The following is a 22,662-nucleotide window of genomic DNA, read 5'->3' as shown; positions in this document are numbered from 1 at the left end:
AACTTTACTGCGCGGCCGTCTCGCCAAACTTGCCCTCGCGGAAGTCCTGCACGGCCTGGAACACTTCTGCCTGGGTATTCATGACAAACGGGCCGTACTGCGCGATGGGCTCGTTCAAGGGCTGGCCGGCGACGAAGATCACGCGGCCACCTTGCGGTGCCTCGATGCGCACGCCGTCGCTGCCCGGCGTGTTGGCGAAGATCGCCATGCGCAGGGCGGGCACGGCCTTGCCGTCCACCTGCACTTCGCCACGGAAGGTGTAGAGGAAAGCGTTATGGCCTTGCGGCAAGGGCTGCTCGAAGCTGCTGCCGGCAGGCAAGTCGATATCCAGGTACAGCGGTTCCGTCAGCTCGCGCTGCACGGCGCCCGTCACGCCATGGCTCGCGCCGGCGATCACTTGCACGGCCACTCCCGCGTCCGTCGTGTAGCGGGGGATTTCGCTGCTGGTGAAATCGCGGTACCACGGCGTGCGCATCTTGTCGCGCGCGGGCAGGTTCAGCCACAGCTGAAAACCTTCCATCACACCTTCTTCCTGTTCTGGCATCTCCGAATGGATCACGCCGCTGCCGGCCGTCATCCATTGCACGCCGCCCGAGCTCAGCAAGCCTTCGTGGCCCGCGCTGTCCTTGTGGCGCATGCGTCCTGTGATCATGTACGAGACCGTTTCAAAACCCCGGTGCGGATGCTCGGGGAAGCCGGCGATGTAGTCGTTTGGCTTGTCGCTGGCGAAATTGTCGAGCATCAAAAACGGGTCGAGACGGCGCTGCAGCTGCTGCGTCAGCACGCGGTTGATCTTCACGCCAGCGCCATCCATGACAGCCTGGCCGGCGATCACGCGCTCGACGGCGCGTGCTTTGTTGACGGTGGTGATGTCGCTCATTGTGTTCTCCTGTTTGGGGTCAGACCCCGGCTTGGTACGTGCGTTACACCAAAATGGCGTTGATTTCGGCGTCCGCTTGCGCCTGTGCCTTGGCCACGGCGTCCGGGCCCATGCCCATGCCTTCCGAATACACGTATTGCACGTCGGTCAGGCCCAGGAAGCCGAACATGGTGTTCAGGTAAGGCACCTGGCTATCGTTGGCGCTGTCGCGGTGCAAGCCGCCGCGGGACAGGCCCACATAGACTTTCTTGCCGGTCAGCAGGCCAACGGGGCCGTTTTCCGTGTACTTGAAAGTGACGTTGGCGCGGGCAATTGCGTCGAACCAGCTTTTCAGTTGCACGGTGATGCCGAAGTTGTACATCGGTGCGCCGATGACGATGACGTCGGCTGCTTGTACTTGCGCAATCAGCGCGTCGTCCAGGGCGATGCGGGCCGCCTGCTCCGGCGTGCGCTTGTCCGCCGGCGTGAACAGCGCTTGCAGGGTCGGCTCGTCGAGCACGGGGTGCGGTTGGGCAGCCAGGTCGCGGCGCACCAGGGTGGCTTCAGGGTTGCTGGCTTGCACGCGGGCAACGATAGCATCAGCCAGACGGGTCGAGGCGGAACCGGTGCTGCGGGCGCTGGAATTGATTTGCAGGATGTTCATCTTGTTTCTCCGTGTGAGGTGTCTTGCGATGGATGAACTATAGCAATTCCAAAAACCATCCGGAAGCCGTTAAAATGGATAACATTAATCCACCAATGGAACAATGGGAACATATGGATATCGATCCTGGAGATTTGCTGCTGTTCGCTCGCGTCGTCGAATGCGGCAGTTTCTCGCGCGCCGCCCAGCGCGTGGACTTGCCCAAGTCGACCCTGTCGCGGCGTATTTCACTGCTGGAGGCCAAGCTGGGCGAACGGCTGCTGCTGCGCACCACGCGCAAGCTGGCGCTGACGGAATTTGGCGCCAGTTTGCTCGAGCATGCGCGCAAGGTAGTCGAGGAAACGGAAGCGGCCGGCGCCTTGGCCCAGCACCGCCAGGCGGGCCCCAGTGGCTTGTTGCGTATTTCCATGCCGGCCGATTTCGGCGATGCGCTGATGCGCCAGGTGCTGGCCGAGTTCGTGCGCCGTTACCCGGCCATTTCGCTGGAACTGGACTTGTCGGCGCGGCGTGTGGATTTGCTGGAAGAAAATTTTGACCTGGCCATCCGCATGGGCAACTTGCCCGATGATGCCAGTCTGTCCGCGCGCCGGGTGGCGTTCAGCACCCTGTCCCTGTATGCCTCACCGCAATATACGAGCGTGCACGGCTTGCCCGAGCATCCCGACGACCTCTACGGCCATGACTTGCTCAGCTTGCCCCGTGCCGTGCATGGCCTCGTGCACTGGACTTTGATCCGCGGCAAGACAACGTGGGAGCGCGATTTGCCCGTGCGCCTGTTGGCGAACTCGCCGGAATTGCTGGTGCGCATGGCCTGCACGGGCGTGGGGATTGCGGCCAGTACGGACCGCTTCGCCAGGGCCTATGTGGCGACGGGGGAATTGGTGCGCGTGCTGCCGGAGTGGAGTTTCCCGCTGGTCACGGGCTGGGCCGTGTTTCCCGGCCGGCGCTTGATGCCGGCCAAGACGCGCGCGTTCCTGGACCTGATGGAGGAAATGTATCAAACCGACGCGCCCGTGTAGGCGCGCGTCCCGTTGGCTTACTTGGGCAGATTGCCCATGACTTCGCCAAGCTGCACTGGACCGGCAGGTTGCCAGTTGGCATTGAATGCCACGGTGTCTTTCGGGAATAGCATGACGACGGTGGAGCCCAGCAGGAAGCGTCCCAGCTCTTCGCCCTGTTTCAGCACGACATTGTCATTCGCATAGCTCCAGTCGCGTACCTGGCCCGTTCGGGGCGGGTTGACGACGCCGTGCCAGACGGTGGCCATGCTGCCGACGATGGTGGCGCCCACCAGGGTCATGACGAAGGGACCGTTGGCCGTGTCGAACACGCAGACGACTCTCTCGTTGCGCGCGAACAGGCCGGGAATGCCGCGCGCCGTCGTCGGGTTGACGGAAAACAGTTCACCAGGGACATAAATCATGCGCGTCAGGCGGCCATCGCACGGCATGTGGATGCGGTGGTAGTCGCGCGGGCTCAGGTACAGGTTGGCGAAGCTGCCGTGATCGAACCTGGCCGCCAGGGCCGCATCGCCGCCCACCAGGGCCGTGGTGCTGAAGTTGTGGCCCTTGGCCTGGAAAATCTGGTCCTTGTCGATGCTGCCGAACTGGCTGATGCGGCCATCGACGGGGCAGACGTAGTCGGCCTTGGCCAAGGGGCGGGCGTCCGGGCGCAGCGCGCGCGTGAAAAAGTCGTTGAAGCTCGTGTAGTGCGTGATGTCCGGGTCCAGCGCCTCATCCATGTTGACGTTGTAGCGGCCCACGAACCAGCGGATCAAACGCGTCGTCATGGCGCCTCCCTTGGCGCCGGCGATGCGGCCGGCAAAGTTGGTCAACGCTCCTTTTGGAAGCAGATATTGAGGCAGGACGGCAAGACGGTCAGACACGATGGGAAGCCTTTGACGGGGTGATGGGAATAATGATGAAAACGCATTATAGCGGCGATGTGGCGCGCAATGATATGCACCGTATGCAAGGGTGCGTATCGCAGGCTGTCACCAAATTTAATTTGCTAAAGGAAATATTTTCAGGAAACTGTGCCGCTCGGAAAAAATTGCAGCACAATACAGCGGCCTGTTTTTTAGCATTTAGCCATTTTTATTCAGCCAACTTTTTTCAGCCAAGTCATGATGCCACGCCGTTGCTTCCGCCTTACCGTTGTTTGTTCCGCTGTCCTGTTTGCCTGGAATGCCCAGGCGCAGCAATCCGAAGCGCCAGTCGGCGCTGACGCTGCCGCCGCGCCGCTGAAGGCTGAAAAGCCTGCCGCGCCCGCCATGCAGACCGTCGAGGTCAAGGGCAGCGGCTATGATCCGCGCCGCGACGATACGGCAAGCAAGATGGTCGTGGGCAGCGAGGAAATCCTCAAGTATGGCGACACGAATGTCACCGATGTGCTCAAGCGCTTGCCCGGCATTACCGTTTCCGGCGCGGCCGGGCGCTCGGGCGGCGAAATCCGCATGCGCGGGCTGGGCAGCGGCTACACGCAGATTCTGCTTAACGGCGAGCGGGCACCGGCCGGTTTTTCGCTCGATACCCTGTCGCCCGACGTGATCGAGCGCATCGAGATTTTGCATGCGGCCAGCGCCGAGTACAGCACGCAGTCGATCGCCGGCACCATCAACGTGGTGCTGAAAAAGGCCGTCAAGACAGCGCAGCGCGAGATCAAGCTGGGCGTGCAGGGCAGCGACGTGAGCTTTTCGCCCAGTGTCAACGTGCAACTGTCCGACCGCGATGGTAATTTCTCGTACTCGATGGCCGGTTCGCTGTTCCGCTATGACTATCATTATGATAATCCCGGACTGGAACTGGGCTACGCGCCCGATGGCCGGCAAAACCTGCTGCGCCGCACGAATGGCACGGGTGATGGCCGCCCGGAAGGCATCAATCTGTCGCCCCGCCTGAATTGGGCGCTGGCCAATGGCGACAATGTGACGGCGCAATTGTTCTTCAACGGCGGGCGCTCGAACCATCGCAATATCAGCCGTGCGGAAACAGAACAGGGCTTGCGCCCCGACTACGACACGAACACGGGCAGCTCCAGCAACCACAATGCCTTCGGCCGCAGCGACCTGACGTGGATGCACAAGCTGGCCGGCGGCGCCAAGCTGGAACTGAAAATTGGCGCCTCTGCCGCCCGCAATACGTCCGACAGCTTGCAGCAAGGCTTCATCGATGGCAGCGGCCTGGCGCTTGAGCGCAAGGTGGGCGTGAAGGCGACGGAAAACGGCGTCAGTTCCACCGGCAAGTATTCCTCGCCCTTGCTGCCGGCCCATGCCCTGTCCATGGGTTGGGATGGTGCCTACACGGAGCGCGAGGAAACCCGCCGCCAGCGCGAAGCGGCCCTGGGCGCGTTGGGTGCACGCCCGCCCGTCAACAGCGACGAAGGTTTCGACGCCACGATCCAGCGCCTGGCCCTGTACGTGCAGGATGAGTGGGAAATTACGCCGCGCTGGTCCATGTATGCGGGCGTGCGATGGGAAGGCATCGATACGCGCAGCGCGGGCGATACCTATGAGGAAGTGAATCAGCGCACCAGCGTGTGGAGCCCGCTGCTGCAAACCCTGTGGAAGTTGCCTGATACCAAGGGCGACCAGGTGCGCCTGGCCCTGACGCGTACCTACAAGGCGCAGCCCACGTCCAGCCTGATTCCGCGCCGCAATACCTCGACCAACAACAGCCAGACGGACCCTGACCGCGAAGGCAATCCGTATCTGAAACCGGAGCTGGCGCTGGGCATCGATGCCTCGTACGAGCACTACTGGGCCGAAGGCGCCTTGCTCAGCGCGCGCGCCTCGGCCCGCCGCATCGACGGCTATACGCGCCAGGGCTTGCTGTTCATCGATGACCGCTGGATATCGACGCCCGTCAACGATGGCCGCGCCAATACGCAGACACTGGAACTGGAAGCGAAGTTCCCGCTGCGCGCCGTGCTGTCCGCGCCCGTGCCGGCCATCGACTTGCGCGCCAGCGTCAGCCGCAACTGGTCGCAGGTGGAGCAGGTGCCGGGGCCGGACAACCGGCTCGACCAGCAAACCCCCGTCAGCGGCAACTTTGGCCTCGACTACAAGACGCCGGACGGCGTGCTGACCACGGGTGGCAGCTTCAATTTCCGCAATGGCGGCCCCGTGCGCATCACCGAGCGCCAGAGCGCCTACACGTCGCCGCGGCGCGACCTCGACATTTATGCGCTGTGGAAATTTGATGCGAAGAACCAGCTGCGCCTGGCCGTGTCGAATTTGCTGGCACAAGACTTTGAAAGCAACACCATCTATACAGACGCCAGCGGCACGATAGTGCGCAACAGCATTTCGCCGAGTTCGCCGCAGGCGCGCGCGACCCTGGAAATGAAGTTCTGATCGTGACGTTCTCGTACTGAAATCCCCGGCCCGCATCCCCGCTGGCCTATAATCTCGGCAATTGCGCGCGCGGCCAGTCCGTGCGCGCCACCTTTTCCTTTGCCAAGATTGCTTTCCCCATGACGTTTTCCTCCCTCGGCCTGATCGATCCCCTGGTCCGCAAACTTGATGAGCTCGGCTATGCCAAGCCCACGCCGGTGCAGGCGCAAGCGATTCCTGCCGTACTGGCCGGGCGCGACCTGATGGCCGCCGCCCAGACGGGCACGGGCAAGACGGCCGGCTTTGCCGTGCCGCTGCTGCAGCGCCTGACCCTGGAAGGCGTGGTGGCGCCCCAGTGCGTGCGCGTGCTGGTGCTGGTGCCCACGCGCGAACTGGCCGAGCAAGTCTATGCCAGCTTCCGCAGCTATGGCGGCAACTTGCCTCTGCGCAGCTTTGTTGCCTATGGCGGCGTGCCGATCGAGCCGCAGATCAGCAAATTGCGCAAGGGCCTCGACGTGCTGGTGGCCACGCCAGGCCGCCTGCTGGACTTGCAGACGCAGGGCGCCGTCAAGTTCGAGCAAGTGCAGACGTTGGTACTGGACGAGGCGGACCGCATGCTGGACCTGGGCTTCGAGCGCGAACTCGATATATTGCTGATGACCATGCCCAAGCAGCGCCAGACCCTGCTGTTTTCGGCCACCTTTTCGGATGCCATCCGCGCCATGGCGAAAACCATGCTGAAGGATCCCGTTTCGGTGGAAGTGAGCGCGCGCAACAGCACGGTCAAGGCCGTCAAGCAGTCGGTGATCGTGTGCGACAAGAAACGCAAGCCGGAACTGTTTTTGCACCTGCTGAAGAAAAAGCGCTGGGGCCAGGTATTGGTCTTCGTCAAGACGCGCAAGGGTGTCGAGCTACTGGTGAACACCTTGCTGGAGCAGGGCGTGCGCGCCGACTCCATCCACGGCGACAAGACGCAGCCGAACCGCCTGCGCGCGCTGGCCCGTTTCAAGGAGGCCGAGGTGCAGGTGCTGGTGGCCACCGACGTGGCCGCCCGCGGCCTGGATATCGATCAATTGCCCGTCGTCGTCAATTTCGACTTGCCCACCGTGGCGGAAGACTATATCCACCGCATCGGCCGTACGGGCCGCGCGGGCGCCTCGGGCGAAGCGATATCGCTGGTCTGCGCCGACGAAGTGGAATTGCTGTCGGCCGTGGAAGCGCTGACGCGGCAAACGCTGAAACGCAATGAGGAGCCCGGTTTCGAGGCGGAACACCGCGTGCCGGGCACGTCCGCCGGCGGTACCATCCAGAAAAAGGCCGTCAAGGTGCTGGCGCCGAAGGCGGCGGAGCGGGCCAAGAAGCGCCGCTTCTACAAATAAGCGGCGCAGTTAGCTTGGCGAGGCAAGGCGCGCAGCACGGATATGCCATTCGTGCCATCATGCGCCTATGACCTCGATACCTTTGTTCCCGCTCAATACGGTGCTGTATCCCGATGGCTATCTGCCCTTGCAGATCTTCGAGGTACGCTACCTGGACATGATACGTCAGTGCATCATGGGTGGGCAGCCGTTTGGCGTGGTGCAGCTGCTGGACGGCGCGGAAGTGCGCAAGCCGGGCCAGCAGGAAACTCTGGCGCCCGTGGGTACCCTGGCGCGCGTCATCGACTGGGCGGCGCCCCTGTCGGGCTTGCTGCAAATCAAATGCATGGGCATGCAGCGCTTTCACATCGTGGCCAGCGAGCAGCTCAAGTACGGCTTGTGGATGGCGCAGATTGAAACCTTGCCGCCCGATAAAACGATTCCCATCCCGCAAGAGCAACAGAACGTGGCCGATGCGCTGGGCGCGTTGATACGCACCTTGCAGGAGCAAAAGATTCCGCCAGAGCAGATGCCCCTGCAGCCGCCGTACCGCCTTGACGAATGCGGCTGGGTGGCGAACCGCTGGTGCGAGCTCTTGTCCCTGAGCGCCATGCAAAAGCAATTGCTGCTGAGCCAAGACAATCCCGTGCTGCGCCTGGAACTGGTGCAAGATATGCTTACTGAAAATGGTTTGCTCGAAGAGTAAATTAGCGGAAGCCGCATGTTTTCTCATGCTTCCGTTGTGCAATTGCAATTTCTATTGAGAAATACTTTACGCTTTGCCGCCGCTAGCATAAGATAATGCCCCTGGGCAAGATTGCCCTGAGCAACATTCAAGAGCACACGATAATGGCAAAAGTAAGCGCGGAACAGATCAATGCGGCAATGGAAGCGATGGCGGGGGAAGGCCAGGCCATCACGGTGCGCGCCTTGCGCGAGCGGCTGGGCAATGGCGCCTGCCTGGGCACTATCAGCAAGCTCTTGCAGCGCCGCAAGGCCGGCGCGCAGCGACAGATCGCTGCCGCCGCCGAACTGTCGCCCGTGCTGCAGCAAGCCATTCTCGATTATGTAGGACAGGAATTAAGCGCCAGCCACAATGCGCATGAAGCCGAGATGAACGACAATCAACAGGAATTGATGGACCTGGCCAGCGAGAACGAGCGCCAGCAAGAGTTGCTTGACCTGCAGGGGGGCGAGCTGGAAACCTTGCGCGAGGAACTCGAACGCGAGCGGCAAGTGGCCAACCAGGCACGCACGGACTTGGCCAAGGCGCAGCTGCGCCTGGAAGGCTTGCCGCGCCTGGAAGAGGCCGCCGAGCAGGCGCGCATGGACCTGGCCAAGGCGCAATTCAAGCTCGAAGGCATCCCCCGCCTGGAAGAGGCAGCCGAAGCGGCGCGCGCCGAATTGATCCAGGCCCAGCTGAAGCTGGAAAGCCTGACCCGCGTGGAAACGGAACTGGCTGCCGCGCGTCTGGAACTGGAAGCGGAACGCGAAGAGCTGGGCGAAACGCGCGCCGAGCTGGACGAAGAGCGCACATTGCGTATCAAGGCGCAGCAGTTCATCGTCGATCCCATCTTCAAGACCCCTGTCTGAGGACACCTGACCAAACCTGCTGCGCGTTGGTATAGGCGGCTTGCGATGCTCACCGTGCTCTAGCACGGTTGCGCTTCGCGGCCACCTCTACCTTCCGCTCGCGACGGTTTTGTCAGGTGCCGATACGTTCCTGGGTAACCCTGGCGGGCGATATCACTCTTTTTGCTGGCTTGCACTCTGCCTTGCAGCCACGCTGATGCGCGCAGTCGGGCCTTGCTGGCTTAAAATGGCGCACTGTCGCGTCATGCCGTGCGACGCCTTGATCGCAAAGAAGGTTTATGTCTGTAGAAAAAGAAGTGCCGCTCCCGCTTGCGGCCGCCCCCCTATCGTCGCGCGCGTTGCCGCCCAGGCCGCCAGCCGCATTCAGTTCGCCCGAAGCGGCACTCGCGCGCAAGCAGGCGCGCGAAGACAAGGATGCGCAGGTGCGCGGCGTTACCTCCATCGATGCCATGCGCGAGGCCATCAAGCAGGCGGCGCGCGACTTGCCCACCATCAGCGCCGTGCCGCGCCTGGCCATGCTCGGCGCCGCCGCCTTCCGCGCGCGCGCCGCGCTGGGCTTGCCTTTCCTGATGCGCGGGCTGGTGCAGCGCTGGCCCCTGTCTGCAGTGGGTCCGGAAATCTTGCGCGAGCAGTTCAGCCACGTGCCCGTGCGCGCGCGGGTGGGCGACTACATCAACACGGCATTTGCGGCCGACCGCGCCATGCAGGACATGTCGATGGGGCAATACCTGGACCTGGTGGCAGAGGGCAAGTATGCGCTGCCGCCGTATCTGGGCAATCTGGAATTGCGCGAATTGAACCGCCTGTGCCACTGGCCCACGTATTTTGACAAGATGGGTCCGCCGCGTTTCTGGGTGGGGCCGGCTGGCACGGTAACGCCTTTGCATTGCGATTACGATGACAATATCTTCGCCCAGGTGTGGGGCTGCAAGCGCATCATTTTATCCCCGCCGCACCACGACGAATTCCTGTATCCCAGCGAAGCGAACGCCATCCTGTTCGGCTCGCCGTTTGACCCGGAAGCGCCCGATTTCGAGCGTTTTCCCCTGGCGCGCCAGGCCAGCATGATCGAATGCCTTGTCGAACCGGGCGACATGTTGTACGTGCCCGCCGGCTGGTATCACCAGGTGCGCGCGCTGACGTTTTCGCTCTCATCGAACCGCTGGGCCAGGGCCATGCCGCTGGCACTGCATGGCGGGGCGGCGCTGCGGCGTACCGCGGCTTAATCTGATGCCGCGATGGCCTTGCCATCGGCGCGCAAGCGCCTGGGCCGCCATTCGCTGAGGATGCCTGCGCCAATGATCAGGATGGCCCCGACGATGGCCAACCCGGGCAAGCGCTCGCCCGCGATGCGCCCGATCACGCCAGCCCAGACTGGCTCGCCCGCATAGATCAGCGTGGCCTTGGTGGCGGAGATGCGCTTTTGCGCCCAGTTCATCACATACTGGATCAGCGCACTGGCGCAGCCCAGCGCGAGGACGCTGAGAATGAAAGTTTTGCTCAGGGCCGGCGGCGCTTCGCCCATGACGGGCATCAACAGCAGGGCAATCAACGACGCCGTTGCCAGTTGCACGATGGTCACGCGCAAGATGTTCAGCTGCGGCGAGACGCGGCTGATGAGGATGATTTCCAGGGCAATCGCGATGGCGCCTATCGCCGTGATCAGCTCGCCTTTGCCCAGGCCCAGGCCCAGGCCCAGGCCATCCGTGCCCGTGAGCAGCAGCAAGCCGACGAATGCCAGCACGACGGCCACCCACACTGCGGGGCGGGGCCGCTGCTTGAAGACCAGCCATTGCACCAGCGGCACAATGGGAACATAGAAGGCCGTGATGAAGGCCGACTTGCTGCTGGAAATATGCATCAAGCCATAGGTTTGCAGTGCGTAGCCGCCAAAGATGCTGACGCCGATGAGCATGCCGGTGAATAACTCGGCCTTGCTCAAGTGACGTAGCTGGCCCCGGCAAACGAGGGCGCCGATGCTGGCGGCGACGGCAAAGCGGGCGGCTACAAAGGCCAGTGGGCCGCTGACCGTCACGGCATGCTGCACGATGAGAAATGTTCCGCCCCAGATGAAGGTGATGGCGATCAGGGCCAGTTCGGGCAGGCCGAAGGCGGGCGGGGGACTTGCGTGCGTTTTCATGGGAGGCTATGCTATGAGCAAAATATTTCCCATCATAATAGGAGCAATATATTGCGCAGTCAAGCCGAGGCCGGTGGCGTGCTGGAGCACCTGGCCAAAAATCTGCGGCGCTTGCGCCTCGCCGCCGGCCTCAGTCAGGAGGAGCTGGCGCGCCAGTCTGGCCTCAGCCGGCGCATGGTCAACGGCGTCGAGGCGGGCAGCACCAACATCAGCCTGGCCAACCTCGACCATGTGGCCGCCGCCTTGGGCGTGGCCTTTGTCGACTTGGTGCAGCCGCCGCGGCAGCCGCACGACAGCCTGCGCGTGCTGATGTGGCAAAGCGCATCGCAAGCGAGCCGGGCAGTGCTGCTGGGCGCCGCGCCCGCCAGCCGCCAGGTGGAGCTGTGGTCGTGGACCCTGGCGCCGGGCGAGCGCTATGATGCGCAAGCCGACCAGGCCGGATTCAGCGAAATGCTCTACGTGCTGGAAGGCGAGCTGCAACTGGTCCTGGCGGCCGGGACGAGAACGCTGGCCACCGGTGATTTTCTTGTATTCAGCAGCGCGCAAGCGTATGCCTACGTCAATGCCGGCGTATCGACCTTGCGCTTTACGCGCAATGTGGCCAGCTAGGAATCAATGGAAACCATGATGACATTAACTTTGCACAACCGTTATCTGGGCGCCATGCTGGCGCTGGCCTGTGGCGATGCCATCGGCACGAGCGTGGAGTTTTCTCCGCGTGGCAGCTTCGCGCCCGTGACGGGCATGACTGGCGGCGGTCCGTTCGGCCTGCAGCCGGGACAATGGACGGACGATACCTCGATGGCGCTATGCCTGGCCGAGAGCCTGGTGCTCAAGGGGGCATTCGCCCCGGAAGACCAGATGGCACGGTATCTGAACTGGTGGCAATGGGGCTATCTGAGCTCCACCGGCACCTGCTTCGATATCGGTGGCACGGTAAGAGACGCGCTGGCCAGGTTCCAGGAAACGGGCAATCCCTGGAGCGGTTCTACCGCGCCGGATTCGGCCGGCAATGGTTCGCTCATGCGCCTGGCCCCGGTGGTGCTGTTTGCTTATCCCGATGTGACGGCGGCCGTGGCCTACGCCGCCGATAGCTCGCGCACGACCCATGCGGCGCCGGAGGCGGTCGAAAGCTGTCAATTGTTTGCTGCCTTGCTGTGCAGCGCGCTGGCGGGTACGCCGAAAGAGGTGCTCATGGGCAGTGTTGCATATCGGCCTGCCGAACCCAGGCTGAGGGAGATGGCCACTGGCCGTTTCATCGCCAAGACGGAAAGGCAGATACGCGGCACGGGCTATTGCGTGGAGTCGCTGGAAGCGGCGCTCTGGTGCTTTTTCAATACCGACTCACTGGAAGAGGCCGTGTTGCGCGCCGTCAATCTGGGCGAGGATGCCGATACGACTGGTGCCATCGTCGGCCAGCTTGCCGGCGCCTATTATGGCGCCCAGGCGATTCCCCCGTGCTGGCTGGATGCGCTGGCCATGCGCGGCGATATCGAAGAGCTTGCGGGCAAATTGTTCGAGCGCACCCGGGGCTAGCGCAGGGCGCAGCCCACCAGCAACAGCATCGGCCGCTCACGCTCTTCGGCCAGGGCTGGCTGCTGCGCGAGCTGTGCGTCGGTGGGACCCCATTCTTCCACATGTTCCAGCTGGAAACCGGCGCGTAACAGGGCATTCAAGGTGGTGCCCAGGGTGCGGTGCTGCTTGATCACGCCGGGCGCCAGCCAGTCCGACACGCGCGGGCCTTGCTGCTGGTAGCTGTCGACAGGCCAGCACTTGCGGCCTTGCGCATCGGTCAGCCAGCCGGGCTGGCGCGGCGCCATGAAGATCGGGTGCTCGACTGAAAACACCAGCTTGCCACCCGGTTTCAAGCCGTGCCGGATGGTGGCCAGCATGGCGTCGAAACCTTCGATGTAGTGGAAGGCCAGCGAGCTGTAGATCAGATCGTAGCTGGCGTGCGGCAAGGCCAGTTGTTCCAGGTCAATCCGGGCATAATCGACCTCCGCATGGCTCCCCATTCCACGCGCCTGCGCCAGCATCTTTTCCGAAACGTCAACGCCCAGCACCCGTGCCGCGCCGGCATCGGCAGCCCAGCGGCAGAACCAGCCATAGCCGCAGCCCAGGTCCAGTACGCTTTTGCCTTGCAACTCTGGCAGCATGGCGCGCAGGGCTGGCCACTCGGGGGCGCTGTCGAGGCCGCCGACGGAGCGGGGCAGCTGGCTGTAGGCCGTGAAGAAAGTGTCGTTGTCGTAGATATTCTGTGTCATGTGTCTTGATCCTTTTGGGCTATGCGTTTGGCGTGGCCGCCCCGCTGCGCCCGGTAAATGCCCGCGTGGCCGGAAAACAGATACGCCACGACGCAGGCGATGGCCGCATACACGCCGATCTCGGCGCCGAACAGTTCCATCGCCATCAGGGTCGAGGCGATGGGCGTGTTGGCCGCGCCTGCAAACACGGCAACAAAGCCGATGGCGGCCAGCAGGGTGACGGGCTGGTGCAGCAGGGGGGCCAGCGCATTGCCCAGGGTCGCGCCGATGTAGAACAGGGGCGTCACTTCGCCGCCCTTGAAGCCCGTGCCCAGCGAAACGATGGTGAACGCCATCTTGCCCAGAAAGTCCCAGGCTGGCAGCGGTTCCTTCAGGGCGTCGACGATGGTGGGAATGCCCAGGCCGATGTAGCGATCCGTACCGATCAGCCAGACGGCAGCGGCGATGACCACGCCGCCGGCCAGCGGGCGCAGTGGCGCGTAGCTGATCCAGCGCTTCATCAACCCGCTCAAGCCATGCGTGGCTTGCGCAAACACTTTGCCCGTCACGCCGAACACCACGCCCGCGATGACCATGGCACACAAGGTCCAGGCAGAGAGGGCGTGGGGCAAAGGCACGGCGTAATGCGTGTGGTGGACGCCCCACAGCAAGCCCACCTGGTCGGCGATGACGGCAGCAGCCAGGCAGGGCAACATGGCTTCGTAGCGCAATCGGCCGATGGCCAGTACTTCCAGGCCGAAGATGGCGCCGGCCAGCGGCGTGCCGAAGACGGAGGCAAAGCCGGCGCTGATGCCGGCCATCAGGATGATGCGGCGGTCTTCATTGTTCAAACGAAATATGCGGGTCAGCTGGTCGGCCAGCGCGCCACCCATCTGCACGGCCGTGCCTTCGCGCCCGACGGAGGCGCCAAACAAATGCGAGAGCACCGTACCGCCCAGCACGAGCGGCGCCATGCGCAGCGGGATGATTTTTTTCGGGTCGTGGATTTCATCGATGAGCAGGTTCGCGCCGCCTTCGACACTGCTGCCGAAGCGCAAGTACAGCCAGCCGACGGCAAAGCCCGCCACAGGAAGCAGCCAGATCAGCCAGGCGTGCGCCAGGCGCGTGCGCGTCGCCCAGTCCAGGGCAAACAGGAAGCCTGCCGAGGCCGTCCCTGCCAGCACGGCCACAACGAAGGCAAGCAGCAGCCATTTCAACAGATGTCGTAACAGATCGGTGAGGGCGCTCAGGCGGTGCATCGGGCATCCAGTCGGGGCTGATGGGTGGGATTGCCTACAGGCCGAGTTCGGCCACCAGCGCCTGGCCGATGGCCCGCTGTTCGGCCAGGATGGCGCGCAGGTGGTGGGGGCGCGTCTTGACATTTGTCATGACTACGCGCAGCACATTGGTCGGGCCAGGGTAGCGCGTCGATTCGAGCACCGTGCGCGACACAAAGCTGTGGCCCTGCGCCTTTTGCCTGTTTTGCAGCTTGGCGTTGAGCGTGTTCAGCTGCTTGTTCAGCTCGGTCGCCGCCTCCGCCTGGCCGCTGGCCAGCAAGCTTTCCATGCGCTGGCGTAAGTGTGCGGGCACGTAGCGGTAGGTCAGAATGAAGGTGTCGGAGCGCGTAAGCAGTTCGAAATCCTGCTGGTCGGCCAATAAATCCTGCAACTGGCCGGACAGAGTGGCAGCCTGCTGCAGCAAGGTCGTGTAGCCGGACACGCCCAGCACCTTGAACGAGGTCCACAGTTTCAAGGCGTCGAAGCGGCGCGACCCTTCCAGCGAAGTCTGGCCCAGGTCGCCCGAGTTGTCGCGCAAGATGTAGTTGGCGTTGTGTTTCAGCAAGTTCAGGCTGGCGCTGTCCTTGAACAGCACCATGCTTTGCGCCATCGGCACCCACAGCAGCTTATGCCCGTCGATGACGACGGAGTCGGCCAGGGCTATGCCGTCGTACAGCGCGCGGTACTGTTCCGCGATCAGCAGGGCGCCGCCCCAGGCCGCGTCCACATGGAACCAGATGCTTTCTCGGGCGGCAATTGCCGCCATGGCGGCCAGCGGATCGATGGCGCCCGTTTCCGTCGTGCCGGCGATGCCGATCATGGCGATGACCTTGATCTTGCGCGACTTCAATTCGGTAATCGTCGCTTCCAGTGCGGCGATATCAATGCGGTTGTCGCGGTCGACGGCCACCAGGTGCAGGGCGTTTTCGCCCAGGCCCAGGGTCGCCAGCGCCTTTTTCACGGAATAATGGCTGCGGGCCGAGCCGATCACGGCCAGCCCCGCATAGCCCGATTCCTGCATGGCGGCAAACAGGCCCCGCTTGCGCGTGCCGGGCAGCTGCTGTTCCAGCGCCACGGCCAGCGCCGTCAAATTGCCCATGGTGCCGCCATTGACGACATTGCCCAGCGCGCCGCTGGTGGCGGCCATCGCCTGCGTGTAGACGCTATCGGGCTGCTGGTATACCTGGCGGTGCAGCCAGCCCAGGATCTGTTTTTCGATCAGGGTCGAGACGTACGCCGTCTCGATCTTCACCTGGTTCTGGTTCAAGGTGGCCGTAAATGCTTCGGCCAGCACGCTGATCCAGGGCAGGGCCTGGGTCATGTGGCCGATGTATTGCGGGTGGTTCAGCTGGGCCGTATTGGCCAGCACGGTGGCGTCGAGTTCTTGCAGGAATGCCGCCACGGGCATGCCGTGCGCGGGCAGGCAGGTGTCGGACAGTTGCGTCAGCAGTTCCGCGTACGGCGTGTGCGGATACGGCGTGTCGCGGTCTGCCGCCAGCCAGCCGCCCAGCATGTGCAGCGCCTGCTGCAGGGGCACGGGCGAGCGTTGCAGCGCATCGATGGAAAAATGCTGCTGCAGCAGCTGTTCGACAGTGGTATCGGTCATGGCGCTTTGTCTTCTCTACGGATTGCTGATGCCACGGTGACAAACGAATTGCGCCCAGGCGGAAGCGGGATTTTACCCGACTCCGCCTGGGCGCATCAGTTTGCTGTTACTGTCTGTGATCAGAAGTAGTTCAGGCCCAGTGCGGACTTGACTTCATCGGCCGTGCGGGCCGCTACTTCGCGTGCCTTGAAGGTACCTTCCTTGAGCATCTGGATGACTTGGCCCTTGTCCTTGGCGAACTCTTCGCGGCGGGCGCGGATCGGCGCCAGCATTTCCTGCAAGACCAGGTCCAGGCGCTTTTTGACGATGCTGTCGCCCAGGCCGCCACGCACATAATGGGCTTTCATGTCGGCCAGCGCCGCTTTTTCCGGGTCAAACGCATCCAGGTAAGTGAAGGCGATATTGCCTTCGAGGTGGCCCGGGTCTTCCACGCGCAGGTGCAGTGGGTCCGTGTAGACTTTTTTCACGGCGGCCGTGATTTCGGCCGATGTGGCGCCCAGGTTGATGGTATTGCCCAGCGACTTGCTCATCTTGGCCTTGCCGTCGATGCCGGGCAGGCGGCCAATGTCCGGCACCAGCGCCTTGCATTCCATCAGCACTTCACGGTTGTACATGCGGTTGAAGCGGCGCACGATTTCATTGGTTTGTTCGATCATGGGGATCTGGTCTTCGCCCACGGGAACCACGCCTGCCTTGAAGGCCGTGATGTCGGCCGCCTGGCTGGCCGGGTAAGTCAAAAAGCCGGCCGGGATGTCCCGCTCGAAGCCGCGCAGGCGGATTTCTTCCTTGACGGTGGGGTTGCGCTCGAGGCGCGCCACGGTGACGATGTTCAGGTAGTAAAAGGTCAGTTCGGCCAGTTCCGGAATTTGCGACTGGATGAATACCGTGGTCTTGGTCGGGTCGATGCCGACGGCCAGGTAATCGAGCGCCACTTCGACGACGTTGCGGTGCACCTTGTCGATGTCATCCATATTGTCCGTCAGCGCTTGCGCGTCGGCCAGCATGATGAATTGCTTGTAGTTGTTTTGATAGGAAACACGGTCGCGCAGGCTGCCGACAAAGTGGCCCAGGTGCAAGGGGCCGGTAGGGCGGTCGCCCGTCAGGATCACGGATTGCGAGGCGATGGCGGCGGCGGACAGCGGTGCGGCTGGGGCGTTATCGGTGTCGGGGGTATCGGGAGTATTAGGCAAGCTCATCAAGTTTCCTTTTGAGCCGCCTGCATCGGGGATGATCCAGGCTGTAACCTGTTACGCCACCGATCGAGGCGGCGTGGATCAAATTCACATCACTATGCAGTGGCCGCGCGAAAGTGAGCGGGACCACCAATTCAAGCAGGCGTGTTGTGACGGGATAAATTTCATGGCGTTATGGTTGCAGTTCGTGCGCGTTCTGTCAAGTTGCGTGCCGATATATCTGCTGCGCCGCGTCAGAGCTTGGTCTACTGCGGAACTTGCTTTCCGGGTACTATTGCCGTTCGGCCACTTTTGCGTGGCATGAATCTATTGGAGAACAGTATGCGCGTGTCGTCCCCCGTCCGGCTCACCGGCCTGGCCCTGGTATTGAGTACCACCTTCGGTTCCCTGTTTGCTGCACCCGTTCTGGCGCAAACGCCACCCATGGCGCCCGATATCGGTGCCAAGCTGGTGATGCCCGACCTGAACGATTACGTCAAGCGCGTGGTGATGATCCCCATGCGCGACGGCGTCAAGCTGTACACGGTAATCGTCGTGCCGAAAGATGCCAAGAGAGCGCCTATCATGCTTACGCGCACGCCGTACAACGCGGCCCGCCGCGCCCAGCGCGCGACCAGCGCCAGCATGCTGGCCACCTTGCCGCAGGGTGACGATACCCTGGTGGAAAACGGCTACATCCGCGTGTTCCAGGACGTGCGCGGCAAGCATGGCTCGGAAGGCGACTACGTGATGACGCGCCCTGTGCGCGGCCCGCTGAACAATACCAAGGTCGATAACGTCACGGATGCGTGGGACACCATCGACTGGCTGTCGAAGAATATTCCGGAGAGCAATGGCAAGGTGGGCATGCTGGGTTCCTCGTACGAGGGCCATACGGTGCTGATGGCCCTGGTCGACCCGCATCCGGCGCTGAAGGTGGCCATACCCATGAGCGCCATGGTCGATGGCTGGCGCGGCGATGACTGGTTCCACAACGGCGCCTTCCGCATGCCGAGCCTGTCTTACCTGGCGTGGCAGACGAGCGTGCGCGGCAGCGCCGAGGCGCCCGTGCTGGGCGTCTACGACGATTACGACGCGTATCTGCGCATAGGCTCGGCCAGCGATTACGCGAAGAAATTCGGCATCGACAAGCTGACCTACACGAAAAAGCTGTTCGAACACCCGGCTTACGACAGTTACTGGCAGGAACAGGCACTCGACAAGATACTGGCGAAGCGCCCGTTGATCGTGCCCACCATGCACGTGGTGGGGCAGTGGGACCAGGAAGATATCTACGGCCCCTACGCCACGTACACGGCATTGGAGGGACGCGACAAGCGCAACAACCTCAATTACCTGGCCATTGGCCCGTGGCGTCATAGCGGCGTCAACTATGACGGTTCCAGTCTGGGCGCCCTGAAGTTTGACGGCGACACGGCGCGCCAGTTCCGCGAAAAAGTCATGCAGCCATTCCTGAATCAATACCTGAAGGATGGCGCACCGGACGCGAACACGGCGCCCGTGGTGTCCTACCAGAGCGGCACGAACCAGTGGCAGCGCCTGCAGCAATGGCCGCTGGCTTGCGAGACTTGCGAGACCAAGCTGACGCCGATCTACCTGCAGGATGGCTACAAGCTGGGCTTTGCGCCGGCGCAAGCGGCGGCTGACTCCGCCAATGGCGCGTATGACGAGTACGTGGCCGACCCGGCGAAACCTGTGCCGTTTGTCGCGCGTCCAGTGCGTCTCGGTGATGCCGACCAGTGGAAACCATGGCTGGTCAGCGACCAGCGCGGCTATGCCGACCGCACGGATGTGCTCAGCTATGTTTCCGAACCGTTGAAGACGGCCGTGCGCATCGCCGGCGCGCCGATGGTCAACCTGTTCGCCGCCACCAGCGGCACGGATGCCGACTGGGTGGTGAAACTGATCGATGTGTATCCGGACGAAGTGCCGTCGCAGCCGGCCATGGGCGGCTACCAGTTGGGGGTGGCGATGGATATCTTCCGTGGCCGCTATCGCGACAGCCTCGAGCATCCGAAGGCCATTCCTGCCGGCAAGGTGGAACGCTATCGCTTCGCCTTGCCGAACGCCAACCACGTCTTCCTGCCTGGCCACCGCATCGCCGTGCAAGTGCAGTCGAGCTGGTTCCCTCTGTACGACCGCAATCCGCAAACCTTCGTGCCAAACATCTTCCTGGCCCAGCCAGGCGATTACAAGAAAGCCACGCAGCGCGTCTACCACGCGGCAGGCGCGGCCAGCGCGATCGAGTTGCCGATAGCGCCGCTAGACGCGCGTTAGGCGATTCGCATCAGGATGGCTCCCGCCGCGATCAGGGCGATGGCCTGGTAGCGGCGGCGGCTGATTTTTTCGCGCAGGAACAGGGCGGCAATCGCGATGGCGAACAGGATCGACGTTTCGCGCAGTGCCGCAATGGCCGCCACGGGCGCCTGGGTCATGGCCCACAGGGCCAGCCCATACGAGGCGAGGGTGCCGAAACCGCCCAGGGCGGCCAGCCGCCATTGGGTTTGCGCATACGCCAGCAAGTCGGCGGGGCGGCGCATTGCCGTCCACAGCAGCAGTCCCGCGCCGTTCAAGACAAAAATCCACATGGTGTAGGCGGCCGGCGCGCCGGACAGCCGTACGCCGACGCCATCGATCAAGGTATAACTGGCAATGACGCAGGCGTTGCCCAGTGCAAAGGCGGTGGCGCGTCCCGTGTTTTTCGGCAGGCTGTCAATGGCGGGCAGGCGCGCCGCAAAATACAGGCCGAAGATGCCAGCGCAGATGCAGGCGACGGCGGCCATTTGCATGGAAGAAAGACGTTCGCCTATCAGCGGCCAGCTGGCCAGCGCCACGAGCAGGGGCGCGCTGCCGCGCATCAGTGGGTAGGCATGGCTCATGTCGCCCGCCTTGTAGGCCGCCGCCAGCAGAGAGTAATACGCCAGTTGCGCCACGGCCGAGGCGGCCAGGTAGGGCCAGCTGGCGGAGGCGGGAGCATCGACGAAGGGTAGCACCGCCAGCGAGATCAGGGCCGCGCCCACGGAAACGAGCACGGTGCTGAGAAAGGTATCCTTGCCGGACTTGACGATGGCATTCCAGCTGGCATGCAGCAGGGCGGCAAACAGAACGACGGCGACAACGAAGCCCGACATGCGAATATCCTTAGCGCGGACGTATGCTGAGCGACAGCAATTCCTGGCGGTGATGGCGCTGGAAGCCTTCCATCAAGGTGCCCGAGCGGCCCGCTTTTTCCAGCAGTTCACGCAGGGTCGCCTGGTCTTCCGCCGTCAGCGACTTGCGCGACAGGTAGACGCCGCTCATGCCCCACGGCAATTCCGGCAAGGCTTCCAGGCGCAGGCGGTCGGCCAGGCCATACACGCGCGCGTCGTTTTGCGCCACGCCGGCCAGGATGGTGGGACTCATGATGGTGGCGTCGATGAAGCCGCTTTGCATCAGGCGCGCCACGGAGAGTGCATCGACTTCGTAGAACAGGCGGCCCTGGCTGCTCAGCTCCTTGGCCAGCGCCTGGTAGGACACGCCATAATCGTAGCCGCGCACCAGCGCCACGCGCAATTCGCGCCGCTCGATCAGTTCCTGCATGGTGTTGACGGGCGCGCGCGCGCTTTGCAGCGAGATCAGCAGGGGACGGTTGCCCATCAGGGGGATGAACAGGCCGTGCTGGTCGCGCCGCGGCGTGCTGCTGGCGGGAATCAGCATATCGGCCTTGCCCGCCTCGAACATCGCTTCCAGGCGCGCGCGCGGCACGGCCGTGAAGATGAAGTTGCAGCCGAGCTTGGCGCCCATGCTGCGCAGCAAGTCGGGATAGATGCCGCCGATGCTGGCGCCATTGATCACCACGCTGGCGCCGATGGCCGAGACGGGCACCTGGATATCGCGCGAGCATTGCGCGCCCGCCAGTGACGGCAGCGCCAGCGCCAGCAGGGCCACGGTTCGGCGCCAGGCGCTGGAATAAAAGTCAGTCATACCCATCCTTGCTTGCCATCGAATCGCGGGCGTTGGCAACGCCCGCTTGATTATCCCATTCTCGCCTATTAATTTCTCAAATGCAATATTATCTTGCCGACTACTTTGTGGTGGAAACCACAAGTCTGGCCTGGCGTTGTGCCTTGAAGTAGCGCCAAGCCACCAGGATGCCCAGGGTTTGCATGATGGCGCACAGATAGAAGGTGCTGCCGATGCGCCAGTCCTGCGGCGGCAAGTGGCTCACTTCGCCGAGAATCATGCTACCGAGCAAGGGCATGATGATGATGCCAAGGCTGCTGATCGATTGCAGGGAGCCCATCAGCTCTCCCTGTTCGCTGGCGGCGGACGCCTTCGAGATGATGCCTTGCAGGGCCGGACCGGCGGCAAAGGCCAGCAGGTTGCACAAAATCAACGCATACATCATCCAGCCTTGCGTGGCCAGGCCGTACAGCAGGTAGGTGAGGGCGCCCGAGGCCATGCCCAGCAGCGACAAGCGCACTTCGCCAAAGCGCTTGATGAGTATCCCCAGCAAGCCCGCCTGCACCACGGCCGCGCACAGGCCCACACAGAACAGGGCGATGCCGTTCTGGCGCGGCGTCCAGTCGAAGCGGAAATGCGTGTACAGCACCCAGGTGGTGTTGAGCATCATTTGCGCAAACGTCATCAGGCCGAAGGCCAGCACCAGGCCGCGGATGTCCACGCGGCGCACCAGTTTCAGCAGGGCGGCAAACGGATTGATGCGCGCCAAAGTAAATGGCGCGCGCGGACCCGGCGGCAGCGATTCGGGCACGAAGAAATAGCCGTAGATGAAATTGGCCGCCGACAGGCCCGCCGCCACGTAAAACGGCAGGTGCAGATTGATCTCGCCCAGCAGGCCTCCCAGCATGGGCCCGCAAATGAAGCCCAGGCCAAAGGCCGCGCCGATCTTGCCAAAGCTCTTGGCGCGGTTGTCGTGCGTGGAAATGTCGGAGGCATAGGCGGATGCGACCGACATGCTGGCCGACGAGACGCCGCCGATGATGCGCCCGATGAACAGGCAGGCCAGGTTGGGCGCCCAGCCCGTGGCGAGAAAATTGATGCCCATGCCGGCCATCGAGTACAGCAGCACGGGACGGCGTCCCACGCGGTCGCTGATGGCGCCCAGCATGGGCATGAAGATGAACTGCAGCAAGCCGAAGACGGCTGCCATGATGCCGTACCAGAATGCTTGCGCTTCCTTGCCGCTGACAAAGTCGCCGATCAGGATGGGCAGCACTGGCACCACTAGGCCGATGCCCAGCATGTCGATGAAGACGCAGACGAGGATGAAATTGAGGTTGCCGGCGCGCGCGGGGGCGGACGGGGAATGGCTGTCGGGGCTGGCTTTATCGGTCATGCATGCTTTCGGCGCGTTGGCAAAGCACCGGCGCGTGACAGGTTTTTGCCGACGCGCG

At 63.1% G+C, this 22,662-nt stretch carries 20 protein-coding genes; 9 read left to right on the top strand and 11 right to left on the bottom strand.

Going from position 1 to position 22,662, the window contains the following annotated elements; all coding sequences use genetic code 11:
* Positions 1–4: 4 nt before the first annotated feature.
* Entirely contained in the window at positions 5–880 is an 876-nt protein-coding gene (locus C8C89_RS20110; RefSeq protein WP_133992142.1) for a pirin family protein, read from the bottom strand.
* Between the two features lie 43 nt (positions 881–923).
* Positions 924–1,523, bottom strand: a complete 600-nt coding sequence (locus C8C89_RS20105) for an NAD(P)H-dependent oxidoreductase (protein ID WP_101480853.1) — start codon at positions 1,521–1,523, stop codon at positions 924–926.
* A gap of 113 nt (positions 1,524–1,636) precedes the next feature.
* On the opposite strand from C8C89_RS20105, the gene C8C89_RS20100 reads away from it, so the two are divergent.
* Positions 1,637–2,542 (top strand): LysR family transcriptional regulator, encoded by a 906-nt coding sequence (locus tag C8C89_RS20100; RefSeq protein WP_101484479.1) that lies wholly within the window; start codon positions 1,637–1,639, stop codon positions 2,540–2,542.
* Positions 2,543–2,559: 17 nt separating this feature from the next.
* On the opposite strand, the gene asd is transcribed toward C8C89_RS20100, so the two are convergent.
* Positions 2,560–3,408 (bottom strand): archaetidylserine decarboxylase, encoded by an 849-nt coding sequence (asd, locus tag C8C89_RS20095; protein ID WP_133992140.1) that lies wholly within the window; start codon positions 3,406–3,408, stop codon positions 2,560–2,562.
* A gap of 240 nt (positions 3,409–3,648) precedes the next feature.
* On the opposite strand from asd, the gene C8C89_RS20090 reads away from it, so the two are divergent.
* From C8C89_RS20090 to C8C89_RS20070, 5 genes are all read left to right on the top strand, one after another.
* Positions 3,649–5,877 carry a TonB-dependent receptor gene (locus C8C89_RS20090; RefSeq protein ID WP_243858144.1) on the top strand — a complete coding sequence of 743 codons (2,229 nt, stop codon included), beginning with the start codon at positions 3,649–3,651 and terminating at the stop codon, positions 5,875–5,877.
* 119 nt (positions 5,878–5,996) lie between these two features.
* Positions 5,997–7,235, top strand: coding sequence for a DEAD/DEAH box helicase (locus tag C8C89_RS20085; RefSeq protein ID WP_101484481.1), 1,239 nt, complete (start codon positions 5,997–5,999; stop codon positions 7,233–7,235).
* 67 nt (positions 7,236–7,302) lie between these two features.
* Positions 7,303–7,920, top strand: a complete 618-nt coding sequence (locus C8C89_RS20080; RefSeq protein WP_133992138.1) for an LON peptidase substrate-binding domain-containing protein — start codon at positions 7,303–7,305, stop codon at positions 7,918–7,920.
* Between the two features lie 143 nt (positions 7,921–8,063).
* Entirely contained in the window at positions 8,064–8,807 is a 744-nt protein-coding gene (locus C8C89_RS20075) for a DNA-binding protein (protein ID WP_133992136.1), read from the top strand.
* A gap of 278 nt (positions 8,808–9,085) precedes the next feature.
* The gene (locus tag C8C89_RS20070) at positions 9,086–10,033 is read left to right on the top strand and encodes a cupin-like domain-containing protein (protein WP_133992134.1); all 948 of its coding nucleotides are present in this window, start codon (positions 9,086–9,088) and stop codon (positions 10,031–10,033) included.
* On the opposite strand, the gene C8C89_RS20065 is transcribed toward C8C89_RS20070, so the two are convergent.
* Entirely contained in the window at positions 10,030–10,947 is a 918-nt protein-coding gene (locus C8C89_RS20065; protein ID WP_133992132.1) for a DMT family transporter, read from the bottom strand. The two genes, C8C89_RS20070 and C8C89_RS20065, sit on opposite strands and share 4 nt — an antisense overlap.
* A gap of 51 nt (positions 10,948–10,998) precedes the next feature.
* Between C8C89_RS20065 and C8C89_RS20060 the strand changes: the two genes are divergently transcribed.
* Both C8C89_RS20060 and C8C89_RS20055 read left to right on the top strand, forming a co-directional pair.
* Positions 10,999–11,556, top strand: a complete 558-nt coding sequence (locus tag C8C89_RS20060; RefSeq protein WP_101480858.1) for an XRE family transcriptional regulator — start codon at positions 10,999–11,001, stop codon at positions 11,554–11,556.
* A gap of 15 nt (positions 11,557–11,571) precedes the next feature.
* Complete coding sequence (locus tag C8C89_RS20055) at positions 11,572–12,483, top strand: ADP-ribosylglycohydrolase family protein (protein WP_208327737.1); 912 nt, start codon at positions 11,572–11,574, stop codon at positions 12,481–12,483.
* Here C8C89_RS20055 and C8C89_RS20050 read toward each other — a convergent pair.
* From C8C89_RS20050 to trpS, 4 genes are all read right to left on the bottom strand, one after another.
* Positions 12,480–13,211 (bottom strand): class I SAM-dependent methyltransferase, encoded by a 732-nt coding sequence (locus tag C8C89_RS20050; RefSeq protein ID WP_101480859.1) that lies wholly within the window; start codon positions 13,209–13,211, stop codon positions 12,480–12,482. The genes C8C89_RS20055 and C8C89_RS20050 overlap by 4 nt on opposite strands.
* Complete coding sequence (locus C8C89_RS20045) at positions 13,208–14,449, bottom strand: voltage-gated chloride channel family protein (RefSeq protein ID WP_133992130.1); 1,242 nt, start codon at positions 14,447–14,449, stop codon at positions 13,208–13,210. Before C8C89_RS20045 ends, C8C89_RS20050 begins: the two co-directional genes overlap by 4 nt.
* Before the next feature lie 34 nt (positions 14,450–14,483).
* Positions 14,484–16,073: a pyridoxal-dependent decarboxylase gene (locus tag C8C89_RS20040; protein ID WP_133992128.1), complete on the bottom strand. Its 1,590-nt coding sequence runs from the start codon at positions 16,071–16,073 to the stop codon at positions 14,484–14,486.
* 119 nt (positions 16,074–16,192) lie between these two features.
* Positions 16,193–17,269 (bottom strand): tryptophan--tRNA ligase, encoded by a 1,077-nt coding sequence (gene trpS, locus C8C89_RS20035; RefSeq protein WP_243858142.1) that lies wholly within the window; start codon positions 17,267–17,269, stop codon positions 16,193–16,195.
* Between the two features lie 318 nt (positions 17,270–17,587).
* On the opposite strand from trpS, the gene C8C89_RS20030 reads away from it, so the two are divergent.
* Entirely contained in the window at positions 17,588–19,543 is a 1,956-nt protein-coding gene (locus C8C89_RS20030) for a CocE/NonD family hydrolase (protein ID WP_208327736.1), read from the top strand.
* Here the strand turns inward: C8C89_RS20030 and C8C89_RS20025 are convergent.
* From C8C89_RS20025 to C8C89_RS20015, 3 genes are all read right to left on the bottom strand, one after another.
* On the bottom strand, positions 19,540–20,397 hold the full coding sequence (locus C8C89_RS20025) for a DMT family transporter (protein WP_133992126.1): 858 nt from the start codon (positions 20,395–20,397) through the stop codon (positions 19,540–19,542). The genes C8C89_RS20030 and C8C89_RS20025 overlap by 4 nt on opposite strands.
* A 10-nt stretch (positions 20,398–20,407) precedes the next feature.
* Positions 20,408–21,229: a transporter substrate-binding domain-containing protein gene (locus C8C89_RS20020; protein ID WP_133992124.1), complete on the bottom strand. Its 822-nt coding sequence runs from the start codon at positions 21,227–21,229 to the stop codon at positions 20,408–20,410.
* A 100-nt stretch (positions 21,230–21,329) separates the two neighbouring features.
* Entirely contained in the window at positions 21,330–22,604 is a 1,275-nt protein-coding gene (locus tag C8C89_RS20015; protein WP_101480863.1) for a TCR/Tet family MFS transporter, read from the bottom strand.
* Between the last annotated feature and the right edge of the window lie 58 nt (positions 22,605–22,662).

The organism is Janthinobacterium sp. 75 (assembly GCF_004365495.1).
Classification (GTDB): domain Bacteria; phylum Pseudomonadota; class Gammaproteobacteria; order Burkholderiales; family Burkholderiaceae_D; genus Janthinobacterium.
Note: the sequence above shows the minus strand (reverse complement) of the source record. Positions and strands in the feature narration are given on the sequence as shown.